General features: G+C 62.3%; 23 protein-coding genes. 14 read left to right on the top strand and 9 right to left on the bottom strand.

Going from position 1 to position 25,672, the window contains the following annotated elements:
* Window positions 1-215: 215 nt before the first annotated feature.
* The 6 genes from HBO11_RS16185 to bioB all read right to left on the bottom strand — a co-directional run bounded on the left by HBO11_RS16185 (window position 216) and on the right by bioB (window position 5,201).
* Entirely contained in the window at window positions 216-497 is a 282-nt protein-coding gene (locus HBO11_RS16185) for a pyrroloquinoline quinone biosynthesis protein PqqE (RefSeq protein ID WP_169953764.1), read from the bottom strand.
* A 107-nt stretch (window positions 498-604) separates the two neighbouring features.
* Entirely contained in the window at window positions 605-1,285 is a 681-nt protein-coding gene (gene bioD, locus HBO11_RS16180; protein ID WP_169953763.1) for a dethiobiotin synthase, read from the bottom strand.
* Window positions 1,282-2,094, bottom strand: a complete 813-nt coding sequence (bioC, locus tag HBO11_RS16175; RefSeq protein ID WP_169953762.1) for a malonyl-ACP O-methyltransferase BioC — start codon at window positions 2,092-2,094, stop codon at window positions 1,282-1,284. The genes bioD and bioC overlap by 4 nt, the downstream gene beginning before the upstream one ends.
* Window positions 2,087-2,818: an alpha/beta fold hydrolase gene (locus HBO11_RS16170; RefSeq protein ID WP_169953761.1), complete on the bottom strand. Its 732-nt coding sequence runs from the start codon at window positions 2,816-2,818 to the stop codon at window positions 2,087-2,089. Before HBO11_RS16170 ends, bioC begins: the two co-directional genes overlap by 8 nt.
* A complete protein-coding gene (gene bioF, locus HBO11_RS16165; protein ID WP_169953759.1) occupies window positions 2,811-3,989 on the bottom strand; it encodes an 8-amino-7-oxononanoate synthase in 1,179 nt (392 codons plus the stop codon). Before bioF ends, HBO11_RS16170 begins: the two co-directional genes overlap by 8 nt.
* A 156-nt stretch (window positions 3,990-4,145) precedes the next feature.
* Window positions 4,146-5,201, bottom strand: a complete 1,056-nt coding sequence (gene bioB, locus HBO11_RS16160) for a biotin synthase BioB (RefSeq protein ID WP_169953757.1) — start codon at window positions 5,199-5,201, stop codon at window positions 4,146-4,148.
* Between the two features lie 92 nt (window positions 5,202-5,293).
* Here bioB and HBO11_RS16155 point away from each other — a divergent pair, with 92 nt between their 5' ends.
* The 4 genes from HBO11_RS16155 to rarD all read left to right on the top strand — a co-directional run bounded on the left by HBO11_RS16155 (window position 5,294) and on the right by rarD (window position 9,007).
* Window positions 5,294-6,031: a ComF family protein gene (locus HBO11_RS16155; protein ID WP_169953755.1), complete on the top strand. Its 738-nt coding sequence runs from the start codon at window positions 5,294-5,296 to the stop codon at window positions 6,029-6,031.
* A gap of 65 nt (window positions 6,032-6,096) precedes the next feature.
* Window positions 6,097-6,861: a TOBE domain-containing protein gene (locus tag HBO11_RS16150; protein ID WP_169953845.1), complete on the top strand. Its 765-nt coding sequence runs from the start codon at window positions 6,097-6,099 to the stop codon at window positions 6,859-6,861.
* A 125-nt stretch (window positions 6,862-6,986) separates the two neighbouring features.
* The gene (locus HBO11_RS16145) at window positions 6,987-7,961 is read left to right on the top strand and encodes a serine/threonine protein kinase (RefSeq protein WP_032858595.1); all 975 of its coding nucleotides are present in this window, start codon (window positions 6,987-6,989) and stop codon (window positions 7,959-7,961) included.
* 161 nt (window positions 7,962-8,122) lie between these two features.
* Window positions 8,123-9,007: an EamA family transporter RarD gene (gene rarD, locus HBO11_RS16140; RefSeq protein WP_128593318.1), complete on the top strand. Its 885-nt coding sequence runs from the start codon at window positions 8,123-8,125 to the stop codon at window positions 9,005-9,007.
* Window positions 9,008-9,229: 222 nt separating this feature from the next.
* Here the strand turns inward: rarD and HBO11_RS16135 are convergent, their stop codons facing one another.
* Window positions 9,230-9,748 (bottom strand): ACT domain-containing protein, encoded by a 519-nt coding sequence (locus HBO11_RS16135; protein WP_057440288.1) that lies wholly within the window; start codon window positions 9,746-9,748, stop codon window positions 9,230-9,232.
* A 480-nt stretch (window positions 9,749-10,228) separates the two neighbouring features.
* On the opposite strand from HBO11_RS16135, the gene HBO11_RS16130 reads away from it, so the two are divergent.
* Entirely contained in the window at window positions 10,229-12,406 is a 2,178-nt protein-coding gene (locus HBO11_RS16130) for a malate synthase G (RefSeq protein ID WP_169953752.1), read from the top strand.
* A 66-nt stretch (window positions 12,407-12,472) separates the two neighbouring features.
* Here the strand turns inward: HBO11_RS16130 and HBO11_RS16125 are convergent, their stop codons facing one another.
* Together HBO11_RS16125 and HBO11_RS16120 are read right to left on the bottom strand one after the other, a co-directional pair.
* Window positions 12,473-12,862: a hypothetical protein gene (locus HBO11_RS16125; protein WP_169953750.1), complete on the bottom strand. Its 390-nt coding sequence runs from the start codon at window positions 12,860-12,862 to the stop codon at window positions 12,473-12,475.
* A 128-nt stretch (window positions 12,863-12,990) separates the two neighbouring features.
* The gene (locus HBO11_RS16120) at window positions 12,991-13,437 is read right to left on the bottom strand and encodes a response regulator (protein ID WP_169953748.1); all 447 of its coding nucleotides are present in this window, start codon (window positions 13,435-13,437) and stop codon (window positions 12,991-12,993) included.
* Between the two features lie 247 nt (window positions 13,438-13,684).
* Here HBO11_RS16120 and HBO11_RS16115 point away from each other — a divergent pair, with 247 nt between their 5' ends.
* The 9 genes from HBO11_RS16115 (at window position 13,685) to HBO11_RS16075 (ending at window position 25,608) form a co-directional block, all read left to right on the top strand.
* Complete coding sequence (locus tag HBO11_RS16115; RefSeq protein ID WP_169953746.1) at window positions 13,685-15,607, top strand: putative nucleotidyltransferase substrate binding domain-containing protein; 1,923 nt, start codon at window positions 13,685-13,687, stop codon at window positions 15,605-15,607.
* The gene (locus HBO11_RS16110; RefSeq protein ID WP_169953744.1) at window positions 15,604-16,311 is read left to right on the top strand and encodes a 3'-5' exonuclease; all 708 of its coding nucleotides are present in this window, start codon (window positions 15,604-15,606) and stop codon (window positions 16,309-16,311) included. The genes HBO11_RS16115 and HBO11_RS16110 overlap by 4 nt, the downstream gene beginning before the upstream one ends.
* Before the next feature lie 97 nt (window positions 16,312-16,408).
* Entirely contained in the window at window positions 16,409-16,927 is a 519-nt protein-coding gene (locus HBO11_RS16105; protein ID WP_169953742.1) for an RNA polymerase sigma factor, read from the top strand.
* Window positions 16,924-17,919: a FecR family protein gene (locus tag HBO11_RS16100; RefSeq protein ID WP_169953740.1), complete on the top strand. Its 996-nt coding sequence runs from the start codon at window positions 16,924-16,926 to the stop codon at window positions 17,917-17,919. The genes HBO11_RS16105 and HBO11_RS16100 overlap by 4 nt, the downstream gene beginning before the upstream one ends.
* Before the next feature lie 140 nt (window positions 17,920-18,059).
* A complete protein-coding gene (locus HBO11_RS16095) occupies window positions 18,060-20,885 on the top strand; it encodes an acyltransferase domain-containing protein (protein WP_169953739.1) in 2,826 nt (941 codons plus the stop codon).
* A 146-nt stretch (window positions 20,886-21,031) separates the two neighbouring features.
* The gene (locus tag HBO11_RS16090) at window positions 21,032-23,470 is read left to right on the top strand and encodes a TonB-dependent siderophore receptor (protein WP_169953738.1); all 2,439 of its coding nucleotides are present in this window, start codon (window positions 21,032-21,034) and stop codon (window positions 23,468-23,470) included.
* Window positions 23,471-23,534: 64 nt separating this feature from the next.
* A complete protein-coding gene (locus tag HBO11_RS16085; protein WP_169953737.1) occupies window positions 23,535-24,638 on the top strand; it encodes a PepSY-associated TM helix domain-containing protein in 1,104 nt (367 codons plus the stop codon).
* On the top strand, window positions 24,635-24,814 hold the full coding sequence (locus HBO11_RS16080) for a hypothetical protein (protein WP_169953736.1): 180 nt from the start codon (window positions 24,635-24,637) through the stop codon (window positions 24,812-24,814). The genes HBO11_RS16085 and HBO11_RS16080 overlap by 4 nt, the downstream gene beginning before the upstream one ends.
* 164 nt (window positions 24,815-24,978) lie before the next feature.
* Window positions 24,979-25,608, top strand: a complete 630-nt coding sequence (locus tag HBO11_RS16075) for a glutathione S-transferase family protein (protein WP_169953735.1) — start codon at window positions 24,979-24,981, stop codon at window positions 25,606-25,608.
* The last annotated feature ends 64 nt before the right edge of the window (window positions 25,609-25,672 follow it).

Raw genomic sequence — 25,672 nt, 5'->3', positions numbered from 1 at the left:
TTTGAAACATACGTTTACGACCAATCCTTGTCAAGCGCCCAGCGGCTGCCGTTTGTCATGACGCAGGTCAACGCCAGGCGCGACGAGGCCTGCAGCGTGATGCCGCACAGGATTTCCAGGGGGAAAAATGGCAGGAGCCGGCTGGCCGGCGATTGCGGTGTGCCAGGCAGGCCGCGATCGCCGGCCTGCCGGCTGCTACAGAAGAGTCAGGGGGATCAGGCGTAGGTGTCGATCAATGTGCCGAGCATTTCGTCGGAAGCCTTGGCGACTTTCGCGCCCAGCTCCACCTGGAACTTGCCTTCGGCCAGTTCCACCATATTGCTCGCCGAGTCGGTCGGCTGGCCGCGATTGACCGCTTGCAAACGGTCATTCTGCGCATCCGAAGGCTGGCTGGTGGCGGCACTGGCGATTTTGCCGGCGGCCTGGTCGACGCGGTTCTGCCCGGCCTGGATAGTGTTCAGGCCCGAATAAAACGCGCTACTTCCAGAGATGTCCATGGCGTGCACCTGCCTTGCAATCAATCGTGAACTCTTATTGAAGCAGACAATCTGGCAAAAGGCCCGTCAATAACACTAATGGCATAATGCCTTATCGCTAGGAAAAACTAATCAAGCAAGTCCAGTTGCAGGTACTCGGCCACCGCTTCGGCCGTGGGCTGCTTGAGGCGCGGCACCCGGCCCAGGCACGGCGCCGGCAGGCGTTCGGCCAAGGTGGCGAGGTTTTCTTCCAGACGGGAGGTCTTCGGGTCGATGATATTGGCCACCCAGCCCGCCAACGGCAGACCGTCCCGGGCGATGGCTTCGGCGCTCAACAATGCATGATTGATACAGCCCAGGCGCACGCCCACCACGAGGATCACCGGTAGCTGCAAGGCCTTGGCCAAGTCCGACAGGTTGTCCTGGTCAGCCAGCGGCACGCGCCAGCCACCTGCACCTTCGATCAGGGTGAAATCCGCGTGTTTTTCGAGGATGTGCTGCATCGGCTTGAGCAGGGCCTGCACGGTCAACGCCACGCCAGCTTCACGGGCCGCCAGGTGCGGCGCGATGGCGGGCTCGAAGGCCAGTGGATTGACCTCGGCATAGGTAAGCGGCAACGAGCACTCGGCCAGCAAGGCCAGGGCATCGGCGTTGCGCAAGCCACGGGGCGTCACTTCACAGCCCGAGGCCACCGGCTTGCCGGCGGCCGTGCTCTTGCCCGCTTGCCGCGCGGCGTGCAGCAGGCCGGCCGCAACGGTGGTCTTGCCGACATCGGTGTCGGTGCCGGTAATGAAATAGGCAGCGCTCATAGTGGTTTCTCCAATACGGCGTACACGACTTGATAGGTTGCCGGCAGGCCCTGAGCCTGGCGGAACTGCTCATAGGCCTGCACCAGTGCAACAATCCGTGCACGGCCCGTCAAGCCACCCGGGCGTCCCGGGTTCAGATTATGCGCGCCCAAGGCTTTCAATTCGTGGGTCAGGCTGCGCACATCCGGGTAATGCAGTACATGGGGGCGCTGCTCCAGGCTCACCACACGCAAGCCACTGGCCGCACACAGCTGTTGATAAGCACTGAACGGGCGGAAGCGATTGACGTGCACCATCCCGTCCGCCGCCCGCCAACTTTCGCGCAGCTCATCCAGGGTGCCAACGCACAGGCTGGCAAACGCCAGCACCCCGCCAGGCTGCAGCACGCGCCGGGCTTCGCTGAGCACCGCGGCAAAATCGGCACACCACTGCACCGCCAGGCTGGAGAAAATCAACTCGCAGCTGCCGTCCTGTAGCGGCAAGCGCTCGGCATCCCCGGCGATAAAATGCTCGGCACCGCCCAAGGGCCGTGCGTGATGGAGCATACCTTCGGCGATATCCAGCGCCAGGCCTTGGCCCTGGGCAAACGCCTGGTTCAATGCGCGGCTGAAGAACCCGGTGCCGCAGCCCAGGTCGAGCCAGCGCCGGGGCTGCAACGTCGACGGCAAGCGCCCGAGCAACTCGCCGCCCACATCACGCTGCAACGCGGCCACGCTGTCATAACTGGCCGCCGCCCTGGAAAACGACGCCGCGACCTGGCGCTTGTCGGGCAAGGCGCCCGGCAGTGGAGGATGGGACAAATCAGTCATCACCGCACTCATGCAAAAAAGCCTGGATCGCCCCCGCCACTCCGTGGGGGTTATCCAGTAGGAAAGCGTGGCCGGCCTGTTCAATCAGACCGACTTCAACATCTGGCAGTAACTTCAACAGGTCAGTGGCCGCCTCACAGGGCACCAACTCGTCCAGGCCGGCAAACAGATGCAACTGTGGGCCACGAAAAGCCTGCAAGGCCTCGCGGGTGTCCAGTTGCGCGAGCAGCTCAAGACCGCTCATCAATACACTGGACGGGGTAGCCGGCGCGCTGCTGACCAGCAAGCGCGCGATGCCCCGTGGGTCTTGCGTACCCTTGGCGCACAGCAGGCCGAAGCGTTTGAGGGTGACTTGCGAGTCGGCATGGCAGCCGGCCAGGAACCCATCGAAAGCCTGCGCCGCCATCCCATTGGGCCAGCCCTCATGCGCCACAAAACAGGGGTTGCTGGCCAAGGTCAGCAAGCCGCAGCAGCGCTCGCCGCGCCGTGCCGCCAACTCAGAGGCGAGCATCCCGCCCAACGACCAGCCGCCCAGCCAGGCGTTATCCGGCAAGGTGGCGTCGAGTTCGTCGAGCCATTCGTTCAGGTCGCCGCCCGGCAGCGCCGGCAGTGGTTCGATATCCACTCGCAGGCGCTCGTCCAGACCGCGCAACGCGGCGGCCAAGGGCTCCAGCGGCGAGACACCCAGGCCCCAGCCGGGAAGCAATATCAGTCGGTCACGCATGGTCGGACTCCCGGCCTGACAAGCGGAAACACTCATCCAATGCGTCTAACAATAGTCGTACCTGCGCCTCGCTGTGGGCGGCGGTCAAGGTCACGCGCAAGCGCGCGCTGCCGGCCGGCACCGTGGGCGGGCGGATGGCTGTGACCATGATCCCGCGCTCGCGCAGCATCTGTGACAGGCGTATCGCCCGGCCACTGTCGCCAACCATGATCGGCTGGATCGGCGTGAAGCTGTCCATCAACGCCAGGCCGATCTGTTCGGCGCCCTGGCGGAACTGGCGGACCAGCGTGCGCAGATGCTCGCGCCGCCAGTGCTCGCTGCGCAGCAGCGCCAGGCTTTTCAGGGTCGCGCAGGCCAGCGCCGGCGGTTGGCTGGTGGTGTAGATGTACGGGCGGGCGAACTGGATCAGGCTTTCGACCAGATCCTCACTGCCAGCCACAAACGCCCCGGCGGTGCCAAAGGCCTTGCCCAGGGTGCCGACCAACACCGGCACATCCTCCTGGCTCAGGCCGAAATGCTCGACGATCCCGCCGCCCGTGGCGCCCAGCGGTCCGAAGCCATGGGCGTCATCCACCATCAACCACGCTCCTTTGGCCCGGGTTTCGCGGGCCAGGGCCGGCAGGTTCGCCAGGTCGCCGTCCATGCTGAACACGCCGTCGGTCACCACCAAGGTATTGCCGCAGGCCTTTTCCAGGCGCTTGGCCAGGCTGACCGCATCGTTATGCAGATAGCGATTGAAGCGCGCACCGGACAGTAAACCCGCATCCAGCAGGGACGCGTGGTTGAGCCGGTCTTCGAGCACCGTATCGCCCTGCCCCACCAAGGCGGTGACGGCACCGAGGTTGGCCATGTAACCGGTGGTGAACAGCAGCGCACGCGGGCGCCCGGTGAACTCGGCCAGCGCTTCCTCTAACTCATGGTGCGGGGTGCTGTGGCCAACCACCAAGTGCGAGGCGCCACCGCCCACGCCCCAGCGGGCCGCGCCGGCCTGCCAGGCCTCGATGACTTGCGGGTGATTGGCCAGGCCCAGGTAGTCGTTGTTGCAAAAGGCCAATAACGGCTGGCCGTCCACCACCACCTGCGGGCCCTGGGGGCTTTGCAGCAGCGGGCGCTGGCGGTAGAGATGGTCTGTACGGCGGGCAGCGAGGCGCGCGGCGAGATCGAAAGACATGCTGGCCTCGATAAATCAGGTTGAATCCGACCCACTGTGGGAGCTAGCTTGCCTGCGATAGCGCAGGGTCAGTCGATCAATCAGGTGACTGATAGGTCGCTATCGCAGGCAAGCCAGCTCCCACATTTGGATTGCATTCCAATAGGGAGATGGGGTTCAGACGGCAGCGTTGTAGAACTGCTCGCTGCTTTTCTGCTCGACCAACGCCTGCTCAATCGCCGCCTGGTGCACTTCATCGGCATGTTCTTCGCGGGCTTCGGGCAGGATGCCCAGGCGCGAGAACAGTTGCATGTCCTTGTCCGCCTGCGGGTTGGATGTGGTGAGCAATTTATCGCCATAGAAGATCGAGTTGGCACCGGCAAAAAACGCCAGGGCCTGCATCTGCTCGTTCATCGCTTCGCGGCCAGCGGACAGGCGCACATGGGATTGCGGCATCAGGATGCGCGCCACGGCGAGCATGCGGATAAAGTCGAACGGGTCGATATCCTCGGCATTCTCCAGCGGCGTACCGGCCACCTTGACCAGCATGTTGATGGGTACCGACTCCGGATGCTCCGGCAGGTTGGCCAGTTGGATCAGCAGGTTGGCGCGGTCGTCCAGGGACTCGCCCATGCCGAGGATGCCGCCCGAGCAGATCTTCATCCCCGAATCACGTACATACGCCAGGGTTTGCAGGCGCTCGCTGTAGGTGCGGGTGGTGATGATCGAGCCGTAGAACTCCGGCGACGTATCCAGGTTGTGGTTGTAGTAGTCCAGGCCGGCCTGGGCCAGGGCCTCGGTCTGGTCCTGGTCAAGACGCCCGAGGGTCATGCAGGTTTCCAGGCCCATGGCCTTCACCCCTTTGACCATCTGCAACACGTAAGGCATGTCTTTGGCCGACGGGTGCTTCCAGGCCGCGCCCATGCAGAAGCGGGTCGAACCGATGGCCTTGGCGCGCGCAGCCTCTTCGAGGACCTTCTGCACTTCCATCAGCTTTTCTTTTTCCAGGCCGGTGTTGTAGTGGCCCGACTGCGGACAATATTTGCAATCTTCCGGGCAGGCGCCGGTCTTGATCGACAGCAAGGTGGACACCTGCACGCGGTTGGCATCGAAGTGCGCGCGGTGCACGGTCTGCGCCTGGAACAACAGGTCATTGAACGGCTGGACGAACAGGGCTTTGACTTCGGCCAAAGACCAGTCGTGACGCAAGGTGGCAGTGAGGCTGGCGCTCATGGGCGATTCCTTGTTTATGCTTGGGCAAGCGCTGTGGGTAGGGCAATACCCACAGGCACGACACGGATGCTCGGCATATTTAAGGAAGATTCATGCACTGTCAACCTTACTACAAACATGAGGTTTACATCTGGCTAAAAAGCAACCAGATGTGCCTGCTCTGCGACGAAGCCACACATTCAGCCGCGACCCTGTGCAATACCTGCGAAATCGACCTGCCGTGGCTGACGGACGGCTGCGAGGTGTGCGCCCTGCCCTTGCCGATCAGCGGGCTGGTCTGCGGCCAATGCCAGCGCTCGCCGCCCGCATTCAGGCAAGTGGTCGCGCCCTGGACCTATGGCTTTCCGCTGGACAGCCTGATCAGCCGCTTCAAGCACCAGGGCAGATGGCCGCTGGGGCAGATGCTGGCGAGCCTGTTGCGCCAATGCCTGCAAGACCGCTTCGACAACACCGAACTGGCCCGCCCCGACCGCTTACTCCCGGTGCCGATGGCCGCCAAACGCCTGCGCCAACGCGGCTACAACCAGGCCGCCATGCTCGCCCGCTGGCTGAGCCGGGACCTGGACCTGCCCCTGGATGAACACCTGCTGTTGCGCCCCCATGACACCGTTGCCCAGCAACAACTGGACGCCAAACAGCGCCAGCGCAACCTGCTCAAGGCCTTTGCCCTGGCCCCCGGCGCGCAGGTGCAGGGCCAGCACCTGGCACTGGTGGACGATGTGCTGACCACCGGCGCCACCGCCCACAGCCTGGCCCGCCTGCTGATGCAGGCCGGCGCGCGCCAGGTCGACGTGTATTGCCTGGCGCGCACGCCCAAGCCCGGCACATGACTTGACTCTGGCGGCGCGTGCCCGCAACGTCCCGGGTATTCCAAGCCAGTGTGCAGCCGTTCGCCATGCCTTTACCGTCCCTGTTGAGCCAACATATTGTCCGCCGCCCGCAGCGCATCGCCTTGCTGCAACATATCGCCGAGCAAGGCTCCATCACCCGCGCCGCAAAAAGTGCCGGCTTGAGCTACAAGGCCGCGTGGGATGCCATCGATGAGCTGAACAACCTGGCGCAAAAGCCCCTGGTCGAGCGCAGCGTCGGCGGCAAGGGCGGCGGCGGCGCGCGACTTTCGGCAGAAGGTGAGCGGGTGTTGCGCCTGTATCAGCGCCTGCAAACCCTGCAAGCCCAGGTGCTGGAAGCCGCCGAAGACGCCAGCGACCTCAACCTGCTGGGCCGCCTGATGCTGCGCACCAGCGCGCGTAATCAATTGCATGGCCAGGTGGTCGCCATCGACAGCCACGGCCGCAATGATCGAGTACGCCTGGAACTGGCCGGTGGCTTGACCCTCGATGCACAGATCACCCATGACAGCACCCTGCGCCTGGAACTGGAAACCGGTACGCAAGTAGTGGCCTTGATCAAGGCTGGCTGGCTGGAGCTGATCGCGGCTGACCAGGCGCCGATGCCTGGGTTTAACTGCATGGGCGGCCAGGTCGAGGCCATCCTTGATGCCGATGATGGGCCCAGTGAGGTGCGTATTGTCTTGCCCAGTGGCCTGGTGCTGTGCGCGTTGGCAGCGCCCGAGCAGCTCAAGGCGCTGGGGGCGGGTGAAGGCACGCAGGTTCAGGTGCAGTTTGCGCCGAGCAATGTGTTGTTGGGCACGCCGGTTTAGCTGATCTTCAGGGCCCATCGCAGGCAAGCCCGCTCCCACACGATGGCACACGCGCCACCTATCCACGGCCCGGTGCGCTACCATACCCGGCCGGACGCGGCGACCTGCTGCGCGCAGGAGTTCGCATGGCCCACCCGTTTGAAACATTGACCCCCGACCTGGTTCTCGACGCTGTCGAAAGCATCGGTTTTCTCAGCGACGCCCGCGTCTTGGCGCTCAACAGCTACGAGAATCGTGTCTATCAAGTCGGCATCGAAGACTCCGAGCCGCTGATCGCCAAGTTCTACCGGCCCCAGCGCTGGACCAACGAGGCAATCCTCGAAGAACACCGCTTCACCTTCGAACTGGCCGAGTGCGAAGTCCCGGTCGTGGCGCCGATGATCCACAACGGCGAAAGCCTGTTCGAACACGCGGGTTTCCGTTTCACCCTGTTCCCCCGCCGTGGTGGCCGGGCGCCGGAGCCAGGCAATCTCGATCAGTTGTACCGCCTCGGGCAGTTGCTTGGGCGCTTGCATGCTGTCGGCGCCACGCGCCCTTTCGAGCACCGCGAAGCCCTGGGCGTGAAGAACTTCGGCCATGACTCCCTGAACACCTTGCTCGAAGGCAATTTCATCCCCAAGAGCCTGTTGCCCGCCTACGAATCCGTGGCCCGCGACCTGCTCAAGCGCGTTGAGGATGTGTACAGCGCCACGCCACACAAGAACATCCGCATGCATGGCGACTGCCACCCCGGCAACATGATGTGTCGCGACGAGATGTTCCATATCGTCGACCTCGACGACTGCCGCATGGGCCCGGCGGTGCAGGATCTGTGGATGATGCTGGCCGGCGATCGGCAGGAATGCCTGGGGCAGCTGTCGGAACTGATGGACGGCTACCAGGAATTCCACGATTTCGATCCCCGCGAACTGGCGCTGATCGAACCCCTGCGCGCCCTGCGCCTGATGCACTACAGCGCCTGGCTGGCGCGGCGCTGGGATGACCCGGCGTTCCCCCACAGCTTCCCGTGGTTCGGCAGCGAACGGTACTGGGGCGACCAGGTGCTGGCGCTGCGCGAGCAACTGTCTGCACTCAACGAAGAACCCCTGAAATTGTTCTGACCCCGGTAGGAGCCGGCTTGCTGGCGATGGCATCCTCAACAGCCCCCAACCCGAGGGCGCCATCGCCGGCACGTTTTGTGGCGATTGAGTTTTCAGCACACATTTGCTGACAAACATCCTTACAATCGCCGCATTGTTAGTTGCCTAAGCAAGGATTCTGCATGCAAGCCGCCAACCCGCGTCGCGGGTACATCCTGGGCCTGAGTGCCTACGTCATCTGGGGCCTGTTCCCGCTCTACTTCAAAGCCATCGCCAGCGTGCCGGCTGCCGAAATCATCGTCCACCGCGTGCTGTGGTCGGCGCTGTTCGGCGGTTTGCTGCTGCTGGTGTGGAAACACCCCGGCTGGTGGCGCGAACTACGGGACAACCCCAAGCGCCTGGCGATCCTGGCGTTGAGCGGCTCGTTGATCGCGGGCAACTGGCTGACCTATGTGTGGTCGGTCAACAGTGGGCGCATGCTCGAAGCCAGCCTGGGGTACTACATCAACCCGCTGGTCAACGTGCTGCTGGGCATGCTGCTGCTTGGCGAGCGCCTGCGGCGCCTGCAATGGGTGGCCGTCGGGCTGGCCGCCGTGGGTGTGGCGCAACAGGTGTGGCAGGTGGGGAGTCTGCCGTGGGTCTCGCTGGTGCTGGCGCTGACCTTTGGCTTCTACGGCTTGATCCGCAAGCAGGCGCCGGTCAAGGCGCTGCCCGGGCTGGTGGTGGAAACCTGGATGCTGGTGCCGATCGCCCTGGCGTGGCTGCTGCTCAACCCCACCGCCCATAGTGCCAACCTGGCGTTCTGGAGCACTTCCGAAGCCTGGTGGCTGGTGGCGGCAGGCCCGGTGACGTTGATCCCACTGGTGTGTTTCAACGCTGCGGCGCGGCATTTGCCCTACACCACCCTCGGCTTCCTACAGTACCTGGCACCGACCCTGGTGCTGCTGCAGGCGGTACTGCTGTTCGACGAACACATGACGCCCGCCAGCCTGGTGGCCTTTGTGTTTATCTGGGCGGGGCTGGCGGTCTACAGCGTTGATGCGTGGCTCAGCCTGCGCAAACGCTGATCAAATAACGTACAAAACCCTACAAGCCACGGCCGGTGTGGCTTGCAGGGTTTCACCCCAAGGTTATCCACAACCTGATCCCCGGCGTTTGTGCACAAGCCGTTGAAATTGCTCGTTTTTTGCTCAAGGCGCCACAAGCCACGGCCGGCGTGGCCTGGCGCCGGGTCTCTACAGCTTATCCACAGGCCCATGCAAGATTTCCATGAACAACCCTGTGGACGGTTATTCCTCGCTGCGCAGCTGCAACTCCACCATTAGATCGTCGGCCAGGGTTTCCAGGGCGGCTTGCAGCGTGTCCAGCGCCAGGCTGGACGGCACGGCCAACGCAGCTTCGGCGTGAAACAACGGGTCGCTGCTCATGGGCGCCGGGCGCACGTCGGTGCTCAGGCGTTCCAGGTTGACCCCTTGCTTGCTCAACAGTGCGGTGATCTCGCGCACGATCCCCGGCCGGTCATTGCCCACCAGGGTCATCAGAATCGGCTTGCTCGCCGATGCCTGCGCGCCGCTGCTCTCGCCCACCAGCACACGGATGCCATGGGTAGACAAGTCCTCCAGGGCGCTGACCAACTCGCTGCGGTTTTCCATCGGCACGCTGACCCGCAGGATCCCGGCAAATTGCCCGGCCATATGAGCCATGCGACTTTCCAGCCAGTTGCCACCGCGCTCGGCAATGCAGTGGGCAACACGTTCGACTACGCCGGGTTTGTCGGCGGCGATCACGGTGAGTACGAGATGGTCCATGGCAACAGCCCTCTTTTATGGATTAGCCAGTATAGGCAGATGTGCTCATGTAGGAGCCGGGAACCATCGCAGGCAAGCCAGCTTCCGCGTTGATCCCATGGCAGTGAAGAAAAACAAATCGTGTACCATTTTTATATTTATCTGGAACAATCCATTGGTTTTTTGAGAACATCCCATGCCCCGCTGTGACCGTACAACCAAAGTGGGTCGTTAAACGACGTATTTAGTCTAATTTTCACAACCGCAACTCATCATGTAGTATGCCTCGGCGCGCACTACATAACGTTAGGTCGATGTCTGCCCAGGCGCCGTCAGAACCCCGAACACCCCGTCAGCAAGCCTTGCGCCGTTGATTGGAACCGCCCAGCCGCCGTTGATGGCATGTACTGGTGCCTTGGGTTTGTGGTTTAAATGGCCAGAGGCTTCATTGGTAAATTGAAAAGCTGAAAAGCGAATTAGCTCCGCAGAGTGAGGCAAGCAATGACTGAACACGTTCAAGTCGGTGGCCTGCAGGTCGCCAAAGTCCTGTTCGACTTCGTGAACAACGAAGCCATTCCCGGTACCGGCCTGACCGCCGACCAGTTCTGGGCCGGTGCCGACAAGGTCATCCACGACCTGGCACCGAAGAACAAAGCCCTACTCGCCAAACGCGACGATTTCCAAGCGCGGATCGATGCCTGGCACCAGACCCACGCCGGCCAGGCCCACGACGCGGTGGCCTACAAAGCCTTCCTGCAAGATATTGGCTACCTGCTGCCAGAAGCGGCGGATTTCCAAGCGACCACCCAAAACGTCGATGACGAAATCGCCCGCATGGCCGGCCCCCAGTTGGTCGTGCCGGTGATGAATGCGCGGTTCGCCCTCAACGCCTCCAACGCCCGCTGGGGCTCGCTGTACGACGCGCTGTATGGCACCGATGCCATCAGCGAAGCCAACGGCGCCGAGAAAGGCCAGGGCTACAACAAGGTGCGCGGTGACAAGGTTATCGCCTTCGCCCGTGCGTTCCTCGACGAAGCCGCACCGCTCACCGCCGGCAGCCATGTCGACTCCACCGGCTACAAGATTGTCGATGGCAAGCTGATAGTCAGCCTCAAGGGCGGCAGCAACAGCGGCCTGCGCAGCGATGCCCAGTTGATCGGCTACCAGGGCGATGCCGCCCAGCCCATCGCAATCTTGTTGAAGCACAACGGCCTGCATTTCGAAATCCAGGTCGACGCCAGCACCCCGGTCGGCCAGACCGACGCCGCCGGCGTCAAAGACATCCTGATGGAAGCCGCGCTGACCACCATCATGGACTGCGAAGACTCGGTGGCCGCCGTCGATGCCGATGACAAAGTGGTGATCTACCGCAACTGGCTCGGCCTGATGAAGGGCGACCTGGCCGAAGAAGTGGCCAAGGGCGGCAAGACCTTCACCCGTACCATGAACGCCGACCGCACCTACACCGGTGTCGATGGCAACGCGGTGACCTTGCATGGTCGCTCGCTGTTGTTCGTGCGTAACGTTGGCCACCTGATGACCATCGACGCGATCCTCGATGCCCAGGGCAATGAAGTGCCCGAAGGCATCCTCGACGGCCTGATCACCAGCCTGGCCGCGGTCCACAGCCTCAATGGCAACAACAGCCGCAAGAACAGCCGCACCGGCTCGGTGTACATCGTCAAGCCGAAAATGCACGGCCCGGAAGAAGCGGCGTTCACCAACGAGCTGTTCGGGCGCATCGAAGACGTGCTGAACCTGCCGCGCAACACCCTGAAAGTCGGGATCATGGACGAGGAGCGCCGCACCACGGTCAACCTCAAGGCCTGTATCAAAGCGGCCAGCGAGCGCGTGGTGTTTATCAACACCGGCTTCCTCGACCGTACCGGCGACGAAATCCACACCTCCATGGAAGCTGGCGCGATGGTGCGCAAGGCCGCGATGAAGGCCGAAAAGTGGATCGGCGCCTACGAAAACTGGAACGTCGATATCGGCTTGAGCACCGGCCTGCAGGGCCGTGCGCAGATCGGTAAAGGCATGTGGGCCATGCCCGACCTGATGGCCGCGATGCTCGAGCAGAAGATCGCGCACCCGCTGGCGGGCGCCAACACTGCGTGGGTACCGTCGCCGACCGCCGCTGCGCTGCACGCGCTGCATTATCACAAGGTCGACGTCTTTGCCCGCCAGGCCGAACTGGCCAAGCGCGAACGCGCTTCGGTGGACGATATCCTCACCATCCCCCTGGCGCAGAATACCGACTGGTCCGAGGAAGAAATCCGCAACGAACTGGACAACAACGCCCAGGGCATCCTCGGTTATGTGGTGCGCTGGATCGACCAGGGCGTGGGTTGCTCGAAAGTGCCGGACATCAACGATGTAGGCCTGATGGAAGACCGCGCCACCCTGCGTATCTCCAGCCAGCACATCGCCAACTGGTTGCGCCATGGCGTGGTCAGCCAGGCCCAGGTCATGGAAAGCCTCAAGCGCATGGCGCCGGTAGTGGATCGGCAGAACGCCGGGGATGCGCTGTACCGTCCGCTGGCCCCGGACTTCGACAGCAATATCGCGTTCCAGGCCGCGGTGGAGTTGGTGATTGAAGGGACCCAGCAGCCCAATGGTTATACCGAGCCGGTGTTGCATCGTCGGCGGCGGGAGTTCAAGGCCAGGAATGGTTTGTAACGGGTCACTGAAATGAAAAAGCCCTGGTCATATGGCCGGGGCTTTTTATAGGCCGTGTAGCAAGACTTAACTGACAATAATGACGTAGGTACCCGAAATTACGGCCTGCGAGCCAGCCCCAGAACCCGTTCCATCAACTGTAACGCCGGTCAACGTGCCCGAATGCACATTACCGACCACTTTCACCTGGATAGTGCCTCCAACCGAGTGAGTAAATGTGCGTCCAGCAGGATCCAGATAATCTATTTGAAATTGCGTATGCGGCAACGTATGAGTCCCCTGCCCCAGGGTCTGGCCGTAGTTAATTCCCAGGTGCGTAGTATCACTGGTCGCGACCAGCAGCACCCCAGATGACGAGCCAGAAAATTGATTCGGATAAAAAAGGTTATCGTGTCCATTTACACGCGCCGAGATATTCGCTTCGACTGTTGTGGTGCCATTACATGCATTACTCATGGTGAACTCCTGTTCGCTTCATTAGTTGGGGCACCGGTCCCAAACCAGCACCCTCTCAACGATTAAACAGGCCCCCCTCAAACACCCGATACTGTGAAATCTGACAGTGCCGACCAACGGTCCCTCGGCTACGGAGCCATCCCCAACTCGCGCTTGACCATCTTCGCCAACTTCACGCTATCAATCGGCTTGAGCAAAAAGTCCACCACGCTCAAATGCATCGCATCAATAACATCCGGCGCCTCGGCATCCCCCGACATGATGATGATCGGCAACGCCGCGCGGGTGGAGCCACGCACTTTTCGGATCAACTCCAGGCCATTGCTGGGCGCCATGCGCAGATCCGTGATCAACAACCCGATGGAGGTACTGGAATTGAGCAGTTGCCATGCCGCCTCGCCACTGTCCGCCGTCATGCAGCGAATGCCATCGAGCCCGAGAATTTCCGCCAGCAGTTCACGGGCGTCTTTATCGTCATCGACGATCAGCACCCGTTGCGGCGGTAGATCAGGCTCCAGCATCACGGCGCTCAGCGCCTCGCGCTCGGCATCACTCAAAATATCTTGGTCGGGCATAGATTTCTCGGCAGTTTCTCTCAATCTCCCAGCACAGAAGTCAGACATCGCCGGAAGGGCGAACAATGTGCACTTCGTCGGATAGATTTCCTAGTGGGAGATCTACGGGGTTTGGACCATATTCATGTAAGGTTTTTCCCTAGTCATTGAAGGCCGGATAGCTACCTAGACTTACGTCCAATGGGCACCCGCCGCGTGGGGGTCGACCATGAGGGACGATAACGACAAAAAAACTGCGGTCATGGTTATGAGTAAAGCTGATGCTTTCACCCAGGCAGGGAAAACTGCGGTGTTGCAGAACATTCACGGCACCCTGCAATTCCTGCAACGCTTCCCGCCGTTCAACCAAATGGAAAACGCCCACCTGGCGTTTCTGGTGGAACAGTGCCAATTGCGCTTCTATGGCCCCGGCGAGAGCATTCTCAAGCCTTCGGCAGGCCCCGTGGAGCACTTCTACATCGTCAAGCAAGGGCGTGTGGTGGGCGAGCGGCCGGATTCGGCGCAAACCACCTTCGAAATCACCACCGGCGAATGCTTCCCCCTGGCCGCGCTGCTGGGGGAGCGGGCGACCCGCACCGAGCACAAGGCCGCCGAAGATACCTTCTGCCTGCAATTGAACAAGCCGGCCTTTATCAAGCTGTTTGCCCTGTCCAGCCCGTTCCGTGATTTTGCCTTGCGCGGGGTCAGCAGCCTGTTGGACCAGGTCAACCAGCAGGTGCAGCAAAAGGCCGTGGAAACCCTCGGTACCCAATACTCGTTGAACACCCGCCTGGGCGAGTTGGCCATGCGCCACCCGGTGACGTGCAGCCCGCTGACGCCGCTGCGCGAGGCGGTCACGCTGATGCACGAGCAGCAGGTCGGCAGCATCGTGGTGGTCGATGAACACAAGGCGCCCCTGGGGATCTTCACCCTGCGCGACCTGCGCCAGGTGGTCGCCGATGGCACCAGCGACTTCAGCCAGGCCATCGAACAGCACATGACCCAGGCGCCGTTTTTCCTCAGCCCGGATCACAGCGCATTTGATGCCGCGATTGCCATGACCGAACGGCATATCGCCCACGTGTGCCTGGTCAAGGATCGGCGCCTGTGTGGCGTGGTGTCCGAGCGCGATCTGTTTTCCCTGCAACGGGTCGACCTGGTGCACCTGGCGCGTACCATCCGCAACGCGCCCCGGGTCGACAACCTGGTGGCGATCCGTGGCGAAATCGGCCAGTTGGTCGAACGCATGCTGGCCCATGGCGCGTCCTCGACCCAGATCACCCATATCATCACCCTGCTCAACGACCACACGGTGTGCCGGGTCATCGAGCTGAGCATCGCCGACAAGGGCGACCCCGGCGTGCCGTTCAGTTGGCTGTGTTTCGGCAGCGAAGGCCGCCGCGAGCAGACGCTGCACACCGACCAGGACAACGGCATTCTGTTCGACGCCCGTGACGCGGCCCATGCGGCCGAGATTCGCGGCCTGCTGTTGCCGCTGGCGCAGCAGATCAACCAGAGCCTGGCGCTGTGCGGCTTTACCCTGTGCAAGGGCAATATCATGGCCGGCAACCCCGAACTGTGCCTGTCCCGCGCCGAGTGGGCCCGGCGTTTTGCTGCGTTTATCCGCGAGGCGACGCCAGAGAACCTGCTCAAATCCAGCATCTACTTCGACCTGCGGGTGGTGTGGGGCGATGAACAGGGTTGCGAGCAACTGCGCCAGGGCATTCTTGACCAGGTCGCGGACAATCGCCTGTTCCAGCGGATGATGGCCGAGAACGCCTTGCGCCAGCGCCCGCCGGTGGGGCGCTTCCGTGACTTCGTGCTGACGCGCAAGGGCTCGGACAAGGCCACCCTGGACCTCAAGGTGCAGGGTTTGACGCCCTTCGTCGATGGCGCACGCCTGTTGGCCCTGGCTAACGGGATCGCAGCCAACAACACCCTGGAGCGTTTACGCCAACTGGTGGAGCACGAGGTGATCGAACGCCTGGACGGCGCGGCCTATGAAGAGGCCTACCACTTTATCCAGCAAACCCGCATGCAGCAGCACCAGTTGCAGACCCGCGAGAACCAGCCGTACTCCAACCGGGTCGACCCCGACAGCCTCAACCATCTGGACCGGCGCATCCTGCGTGAATCCCTGCGCCAGGCCCAGCGCCTGCAAAGCAGCCTGGCCCTGAGGTATCAACTGTGAGTCTGTTCAGTTGGCTGCGCCCTGCGCGGCCGGGCCTGGATGCCGCTCAACAGGCGCGCCTGCAACACCTGGCCGCCCCCAAGGCGCTCGGCGAACACAGTTTGCGCGAGCAGCGCTGGGTCGTCCTCGACCTGGAAACCAGCGGCCTGAACCTCAATCGCGATCTGGTGCTATCGATTGGCGCGGTGGTCATTGAAGACGGTGCCATCGACTTTTCCCAGCAGTTCGAACGCACCCTGCTACGGGCTCAAACCAAACTCAGCCCCAGCGTACTGATCCACGGCCTCGGCCCCAGTGCGATCGCCGCCGGTTGCGATCCGGCCGAGGCGTTGCTGGACTTCATGGATTTTGTCGGCGACAGCCCGCTGCTGGCGTTCCATGCACCGTTCGACCAACACATGCTTGGGCGCGCGCTCAAGGACAGCCTGGGTTATCGCCTGGCTCATCCATTCCTCGACGTGGCGGACCTGGCGCCGCTGCTGTGCCCGCAGGCGCATATTCGCGAAGCGGGCCTGGATGACTGGGTCGGCCACTTCAACCTGCAAGTCGGCGAACGCCATCACGCCAGCGCCGACGCCCTGGCCACCGCTGAATTGATGTTGATTCTGTTCAGCCGCGCCCGCCAGCAAGGGCTGGACAGCCCGGCGGCACTGCAACAGCGCCTGAGCCAATGGAAACGCCGCAAGCAGGCCCCCTCCCTATAGGAAGCATCACCCGACCAACGCCAATTGCACCCATCCGCTGCCTCTGCCACAATCGCGAATAATTCTCGTTAGTTTAAACATCTCGATTGGTGATGCCTTGTCGTCAGCCCAAAGTCCCCACAGTGAGCTTGTTGGCACGTTGTACCGTGACCATCGCGGCTGGCTGCTGGCATGGCTGCGGCGCAACGTGGCCTGCCCCAGTCGGGCCGAAGACCTCAGCCAGGACACCTTCATGCGCCTGCTGGGCCGTGAAGAACTGCGCGAACCCCGCGAGCCCCGGGCGTTCCTGGTGGCCATCGCCAAGGGCCTGTTGTTCGACTATTTCCGCCGTGCCGCGCTGGAACAGGCCTACCTCAGCGAACTGATGCTGCTTCCGGAAAGCGAACACCCGTCCCCAGAAGAACAGCACCTGATCCTCGAAGACCTCAAGGCCATCGACCGCCTGCTCGGCAAACTCTCCAGCAAGGCCCGCGCCGCCTTCCTCTATAACCGTCTCGATGGCCTGGGCCACGCCGAAATCGCCCAGCGCCTGGGGGTTTCCGTGCCGCGGGTGCGCCAGTACCTGGCCCAGGGTATTCGCCAGTGCTACATCGCGCTGTATGGCGAGCCGCTGTGACTCAGATCAGTTCCAAACCGGTTTCGGCACGAGTGCTGGATGCTGCGATAGCCTGGCAACTGTCCCTGGATTGCGGGGATCGCAGCGCCGTAGAGCAGGAAGAATTCAACAAGTGGCTGGCCAGCAGCGATGAACATGCCCGCGCCTGGCACCAACTGGGCATGCTCGACCAGCGTTTCAGTGTGGCCAGCGGCCCGGCGCGGGCGGCGTTGCTGCAATCGCGCGAAAGTATCCGCCGCCGGGTGCGCAAGCTCGGCAGTGGCCTGGCCAGTGTGGTGCTGATCTGCGGGCTGGCGCTGTTCGCCGGCCAGCGCTACGCGCCCCTCGACTATTGGCTGGCCGACCAACGCACCGCCACCGGCGAACAACGCACCCTGAAACTGGCCGATGGCACGCTGATCAACCTCAATACCCACAGCGCCATTGATGTGCGCTTTGACGAAAAGCGCCGGGTGATTGTGTTGCAGGACGGCGAGATTCTCGTAGAGACCGGCCATAACGACGCGCGCCCCTTTTTCGTCCAGACCCGCGACGGCAGCCTGCGCGCCCTGGGTACGCGGTTTATCGTCAAGCGCGAGGACGACGGAACGCGGCTCAGCGTGTTGCAGTCGGCCGTCGCGGCGCAGCCCGAGGCGGTGCAGCAGGAGCAGGTGTTCAAGGAAGGCCAGCAGGTGCTGATGCGCCATGACGGCCTTGGCCCGTTGCTCGCCGTCAGTCCCGGCACCGACGCCTGGACCCGCGGCATGCTGGTGGTCGACAACGCGCGGCTGGCGGATGTGGTCGAGGAACTGTCGCGCTATCGCACCGGCTACCTGGGCGTGGACAAAAACGTCGCCGACCTGCGCATCACTGGCAGCTTCCCGCTGCACGACACCGACCTGGCCTTGAATGCCCTGCTGCCGACTTTGCCGGTGCAGATCCAGCAGCGTACGCCATGGTGGGTAAACGTGGCCGCCGGGCCCGCGCCAGGCGGCTCTGCTAGTAACAACTGAATAAAGACAATTTCGAAAAAGTCCAAAAAACTGTCATTTTTCACAGGTTCTGAACACTACCTTTTGCCATCCAATAGGCCTTCGCTTTGCCGGCAACCCGCTGGCTAAAGCGTTTTTGTTAGGCCAACGAGGATGGACCCATGTCAACCCAACTCAATGTTTACCGTCAGAACTATGTCTTTGGCTTTCCTGGCCAAGGCAGCGACCCCTGTGGCGCTTTGGCAGAGTTGTATCAGTGCGTTCCCGAAGCGCGGGAGCAAATTGACGCGACCCTGGCGATCATCGAACTCCAGGCGGCCCAATACGAGCCAGATCCGCACCCTGGATTAGTGACCCAGGTTCTGCTGACCCATGATCACGCACTCCCCCTGCCTTCCGGCGTTGCCCAGTTGGCGCTATATGGCGCAGCGGTGGTACTCAATCAATTGCTCCAGGCGGCAGGTGTGGTCCCTGCCCTGATCGTTGCGCAAAGTTTCGGCGAAATTGCGGCCAGGGTCTGTGGCGGCGTGCTCGACATTGCGCAGGGGGCACGCGCGGTGTGCGCTCTCAATGCCGCCTACCGCGACGAGGAGGGCCGAGGCAGCATGCTGCTGATCAACCTTTCGGCGCCGGCCACCCAAGCACTGCTGGACCGCTTCCCCGAGCGCAACCTGGTACTGGGCTCGGTCAACGCACCGGCGCAATGCATCATCAGCGGCGAGACGGCAGACCTTGAGCACCTGCGTGCCCACCATGACGGCAACGCGCCGCCCTTGCGCCCGATCCCCATCGCGTACGCTTCCCACTACCCCCCTCACCTGGAAGTTGCCCGCAAGCTCTACGAAAACCTGCAGCCCCTGATACCCCAGCCGTTCCATACACCGATCTACTCCACCGTACTGGGGCGCCGCTACGAACCCGAGGATGACCTGCACCACATGTTTACCCGGGGTGTCACGCAGCCGACCAACCTGCCCCACACCTTGGCGCAGCTGCCGACGGACGAACACACCGTGTTTATCGACCTCGGGGTGAACAACGGCCTGTCCACGTGCATACACAAGAGCTTGCCCGATGCACAGGTCTACGCGCCGCTGGCACAACCCATCGAAATCCTGCGCCTGTTGCTGACCAAGACACCCCTCGAACACGAAGCGATCATGGCCCTGCGCGGCCTGGCCAATGGCCCGGTCGATGCCCAGGTTCACGCACACATGGCGAAAATCTTCCGCGACCCTGAACTGCGCCCCCGCGCCAACCAGAGCTTTCACGACGGCCACCGCCATACCTACCAGCGCTTGCAGCACCTGATGCGGCAACTGCCCGAAGGCATTCACGGGTTTGCACAACCGCAGTTACTGATGGCCGTGGCCTCTCACGCGGCGATCAACGACCCCTCGCTTTTTATGGGCTGCGTGATTCAGCAAGGGCTTTGCATCGGCACACTCCTGGCGTTCGAACAGGATCACCCGCACGCTGCGCAGTGGCGACATCAACTGGAAACCGGCGCGAGGCTTGGGGTGTACGCACTGACTGAGATAGGTCGCAGTAACTCCCATATGGGGGCCTGTGTCGAAGCAGTATTCGACCCCCAAACGCGCACGTTTGTGCTGAACACGCCAAACAAAGCGGCGCTGAAATTCGCCAACGTCGGCATCAATAACCTGGACAAGATGGGCGTGGTGTTTGCCCAGGTAACCGTGCAGGGCCAGGCCTGTGGCGTGTTCGCGTTTGTACTGCCACTGAGTGACGCCAAGGGCCCGCGCCCAGGGGTTTGCATGTCGTCGCCGGCGGAGATTCGCGCAGTGCCGCTCGATTATGGCCTGGCAAGCTTTGACCGGGTGCGCCTACCGTTCGACGCGTGGCTGTGCGATGGCGCCTCGATCGACGCGGCCAATCACTTCCACGACCCATTGGGCAGCACCGACCGCCGCCTGATTCGCTCACTGTTTGCGCCCAAAAATGTCTGGGCCATGGTCGGTATCGGCTTGAGTTCGGTGATGCTGGCCTGTGCAACCCTGGCCCTGACCCATGCCAACCGGCGCACCACCCAGGCGCGGATCGGCAACGGCACCGGCTTGCTGGCTTTTCGTACCCAACGCCGTGCGCTGTTCGGCTGCCTGGCCACGGCCTACGTCATGAAGTGCTTTGCCAATGACTCCGCGCGCCTGTGGATCGAAGGCACGGCCAGCCAGGCATCGCTGCAGACCACCGGCAGCGGCGACGTGACGTGGACCCCATGGGCCGCCATCAGCCAGACCCTGGCCCTGACCAAGGCCCTCTGCGCCCCCGCCGCCGAGGCGCTGGCCACCGAATGCCGATTGCGCTGCGGAGTGGCCGGCGCGCTCAACCTCAATCGCTTCGCCGACTACGAAGGCATGGCCAAGATCTACCAGGATGCCGGGGGCAATAACCGCATGATCCTGTTGGACGCAGCCAAGGTCCTGATCGGTCAGCCCTTGGACGAACCCACCCGGCCAGACCCGAAAGGTGCACTGGATGATGCCGCGTACTGGCAGGCCATGGCGCACACCCTGGAGTATCGCTTGCTCAAGCAAGTGGCCGAGCATGTCGCCCAGCATAGCGGAGAGGGTGAGGACGACATGCAGGTATGGAACTCGCAATTGATGATCGTTGCCCGCGCGGGTGAGGCCTACGCCCAGCGCCTGGCCATCCAGAGCGCGGTGCAAGCGAGCCACTCGCTGCCCCAGGGCCTGGCCAGGGAACTGGGTAGCGCGTTGTGCGGGATGTATGTGCTGGAATACCTGAATAAACACGCCGCCTGGTTTATCAGCGAAGGCCTTATGGACATTGCGCGCTACCGCGCCCTTGAGGAGCGCCTTGATGCGTTGAGCGATTTCCTCACCGCGCACGTTGAGCTATTGATTGAGGCGTTCGGCCATGGCGAGGCCACCCGCGCGGCAATCGCCGATACAGCGCCATACCCCGATGCACTGGCCAACAAACTGCAGTGGGCCGTCGGCTGAAAAACACCGCTATCCTGAGCCTTGAGGGCCATGCATTACGAAGAGTTGTGAGCATTCACAGATTTATTTTCACTTGGCCCTATCACTTTTTGATTCTCATCCGGCACCTAGGCAATTGAGAAATATTTCCATTCCGGAGCCGCCCTATGTCCCGCACACTAGACACCTTGTTGCGCCCCAGCCTGCTAGCCGTGGCGATCGCCCTCAGCGCCCCGCTGGCCAGCACTGCGCTGATCGCCGCCGAACAGGCATCCAGCGTGCGTGCCTACAACCTGCCGGCCGCACCGTTGGCCAGCACCCTGAACCAGATCGCCAGCCAGGCCGGCCTCGCACTGACCCTCAGCCCGGCACTGGCCGCCGGCAAGACCTCGGCCCCGGTCAAGGGCCAGTTCGATGCCCCGGGCGCACTGCGCGAGGCCTTGCGTGGCACTGGGTTGCAGCTGGAGCAAAGCAGCGCGGGCACCTACAGCCTGGTGGCGATTCCAGAGGGTGTGGTGTCGTTGCCGCAGACCAATATCACCGGGCAGGGGAATTACGAGAGCGCGTGGGGGCCGGTGGATGGTTATGTGGCTACGCGTACGGCGGCTGGGACCAAGACCGATACGCCAATTGCCGAATTGCCGCGCTCCGTGACAGTAATCACCCGTAAACAAATGGAAGACCGCTCAGTTCTGAACCTCAACGACGCGCTGCGCTACACCGCAGGGGTGCAGAGCAGCGGCTATGGTTCTGACTCGCGCAGCGATTGGTTACTGGTACGCGGTTTTGTACCGACCCAATTCCTCGACGGCCTGCCTTTGCCAAAGGGCAACTACGCTACGCCAAAAGTTGACACTTGGAGCCTGGAGCGTATCGCTGTACTGCGCGGTCCGGCTTCCTCCGTCTACGGTCAGACGCCTCCCGGTGGCTTGCTGGATATGGTCAGCCGTCGCCCACAAGCTGAAAGCAGTCACGAGGTCGAGGTACAAACCGGTACCAATAACCACAAGCAGATCAACTTCGATAGCACCGGAAAAATCGATGACGAAGGACAATTCCTCTACCGTATCGGTGGCGTGGTGCGTGACAGCGATACAGCGGTCGATCATATCCCTGACAAACGCTACAACGTCGCGCCCAGCCTGACGTGGAACATCAACGACGACACCAAGCTGACCCTGCTCTCGCAGTTCACCCGCGACGACACCGGGATCACGGGTCAATTCCTGCCGCTACAGGGCACCAAATTGTCATCGCCTGCCGGCAAAATTTCCCACCACAAGAACCTCGGTGATCCGGACTGGGAATTCTACGACCGCACTTACTATGCGCTCGGCTATGCCTTTGAAACTCGCTTGAACGATACCTGGCAGTTCCGGCAAAACCTGCGCTATACCAAAAACGACCTGTCGTTCCAGGGCATCACGGCAGGGGGTAGTTTTTGGCCAAACGGGCCGGAGTTGGCCGTAGACGCCGATGGCAACGTGAGCCGCTCAGCCGGCAAGGTCGATGAAAACATCGGGCAGTTTGCCGTCGACAACAACTTCCAGGCCGACTTCCAGACCGGCGCTGTAAGCCACACCTTGCTGCTGGGTCTGGACCACCAGCGCTCCGATGCCGATGCGCGCTGGCTATGGGGTTCCGCCGGTGTTCCGACCATCAACTTCAATCGACCGGTGTATGGGCAGGACTTCTCCAAAGTCCAATACTTCACCATGTATGACTACACCCAAAAGACCCAGCAGACCGGCCTGTACGTACAGGATCAAATGGCTCTCGACAATTGGCGCCTGACTCTTGGTGGACGTGAAGACTGGGTGCACACCGGCACCACGTTCCACAACCAGAACGACGCCACCAACACCCAGCGTGACAAAAACTTCAGCGGTAATGCGGCACTAAGCTATGTGTTCGACAACGGCGTCACTCCATACCTCTCCTACGCCGAATCGTTCCAAGCGGGCTCAGGGACACAAGTACTCAGTACTGGTGCATTCAAACCCACAGAAGGCAAACAGTACGAAGCAGGGATCAAATATCAGCCGCCTGGCACCAAGGCGTTGCTGACCGCTGCCGTGTTCGATCTAACACAGACAAATACGTCGGTTACCGAGGGCGGCATTACCCGTCAAGTAGGCGAGGTGCGTGTGCGCGGCCTGGAACTGGAAGCCAGCGCCGACGTCACCGAAAGCCTCAAGCTCGTAGGCTCGTACACCTATAACGACAGCGAAATCACCAAGGGCGCTGCCGCAGAAAAAGGCAACCGCATGAATCAGGTACCTCGTAACCAAGCCACCGCCTGGGCCGACTACACCTGGCACAGCGGTCCGCTCGACGGCTTTGGCGTGGGTGCAGGCGTGCGTTATGTCGGCGATACCTACGGCAACGCTGCCAATACCGACTGGGGCCATGTTGGCTCCTACACGGTGTACGACGCCTCGGCCCATTACGATCTTGGCCGCGTAAGCAGCGCTCTGAAAGGTGTCACCGTGGCGGTCGATGCCAAGAACATCTTCAACAAGGACTACCTCGCCACCTGCGATGGTTTCTACTGCTACTACGGCGACCAACGTAACGTCGTCGCCAGCGTGAACTACAAATTCTAAGACGGTTAAAAACCGCAGATGAAGGGCCGCCCCAATTGCGGCCCTTCTGCCTTTTGGAGCCGTGATGAAAAGCACAACCATCCGCCGCTGGTCCTTCATCCACACCTGGACCAGCCTGATCTGCACCGTGTTCCTGCTGATGCTGGCGCTGACCGGGCTGCCGCTGATCTTTCACCACGAGATCGATCACCTGCTGGGCAATGAACCCGAGCTCAAGCAGATGCCGGCCGATACCCCGCAGCTCAATCTCGAGCAACTGGTGGCCAAGGCCCAGGCCCATCGCCCTGGCGAAGCCATGCAGTACCTGGCCTGGGACGAAGACGACAAGAACGGTGTGATTGCGATCATGGCGGCCACCGCCGGGACCGAGCCCAATTCGTCCCACACCTTTATGCTCGACGCGCGCACCGGCGAAAGTGTGGAGATGCCGTCGGCCAATGGCGGCTTGACGATGTTCCTGCTGCGCCTGCATGTGGATATGTTCGCCGGGCTGCCGGGCAAATTGCTGCTGGCGTTCATGGGGGTGCTGTTTGTGCTGGCGATTGTTTCCGGCACGGTGTTGTACCTGCCGTTCATGCGGCGCTTGAAGTTCGCCACGGTGCGCCAGGACAAGTCCACGCGCCTGCGTTGGCTGGACCTGCATAACCTGATCGGTGTCGTCACCCTGACCTGGGCGCTGGTGGTGGGCGTCACCGGGGTGATCAGCGCCTGCGCCGACCTGATCATCGCTGCGTGGCGCAACGACAGCCTCACCGCGATGATCGAACCCTACAAGAACGCGCCGCCGCTGACCTTGCGTGCGCCGGCCACCAACCTGCTGAACATCGCCGAACAAGTCGCACCGGGCATGACCCCAGACTTTATTGCGTTCCCCGGCACGCGGTTTTCCAGCGAGCATCACTACGCGGTATTCATGAAAGGCAGCACGCACCTGACCTCGCACCTGCTGACCCCGGTGCTGATCGACGCCAGCGACCTGAGCGTCACCGCCGTGGCCGAGCGGCCGTGGTACATGGACGCCATGGGCATGTCCCAGCCCCTGCACTTTGGCGACTATGGCGGCATGCCGATGAAAATCCTCTGGGCGGTGCTGGATGTGCTGACCATCATCGTGTTGGGCAGCGGTGTGTACCTGTGGTTGGTGCGGCGCAAGGCGGCCAAGCCATGAGGCCCCGGCAGTCGAATTTCTGGAAGGTGTTCGGGGTGCCCTTGGTGATCGGGCTGCTCAGTGCTGCCGGGTTGTTTGCGGCGTTGCTGGGGGATGGGGGTTGGGATTCCCTCAGTTGGCTTGGGCTGGGGATCCCGGCGGCAATCGGTGTCTGGGGGTTGCTGCGGCGGCCGTGAGGACGCCATCGCAGGCAAGCCAGCTCCCCCACTTTGATGTGCGAACACCGTCCAATGTGGGAGCTGGCTTGCCTGCGATGAGGCCCGCAAAAACAACCAAGATCCCCCTCGCCAGTCACCTCGCAACTGTCTAGTCTATGGCCGACCCTTTCCGAGGATTGCCCATGTTCGCGCCCAGCATGACCTTGTTCCACAACCCCGCTTCGCCGTTTGTCCGCAAAGTTTTGGTGCTGCTCCACGAAACCGGCCAGCAAGAGCGGGTTACTCTGGAGACCGTGCTGGTCACGCCGGTCAACCCGATCACCGCGTTGAACGAGGGCAACCCCCTGGGCAAGATCCCGGCCCTGCGCCTGGCCGATGGCAATGTGTTGCACGACAGCCGGGTGATCCTCGACTACTTCGACCACCAGCACGTCGGCAACCCGCTGATCCCCCGCGACGGCTCGGCCCGCTGGCGCCGCCTGACCCTGGCCTCGACGGCCGATGGGATCATGGACGCGGCGGTGTTGGTGCGCTATGAAACCGCCCTGCGTCCGGCCGACAAACACTGGGACAGCTGGCTGCAGGAGCAGCGCAACAAGATCCGCCGCGCCCTGGCAGAGTTGGAACAGGACGCCATCGCAGAGCTGGCCAGCCATTTCGACATCGCCGCCATCAGCGTCGCCTGCGCCCTGGCGTACCTGGACTTTCGCCATCCGGACCTGCGCTGGCGTTCAAGCAATCCCAAACTGGCCGCCTGGTACGCCGAGGTCAGTCAGCGGCCTTCGATGTTGGCGACCCAGCCGCCGGCCTGAGTGGTGCCTCCCTTGTAGGGGCGAGCTGGCTCGCGAAGGTATTCCAGGCGCATTGTCGAGGGGG

This window comes from Pseudomonas sp. WS 5010 (assembly GCF_012985565.1).
In the GTDB taxonomy this organism is placed as follows: Bacteria; Pseudomonadota; Gammaproteobacteria; order Pseudomonadales; family Pseudomonadaceae; genus Aquipseudomonas.
This window is presented reverse-complemented; position numbering and strand designations above follow the sequence as displayed.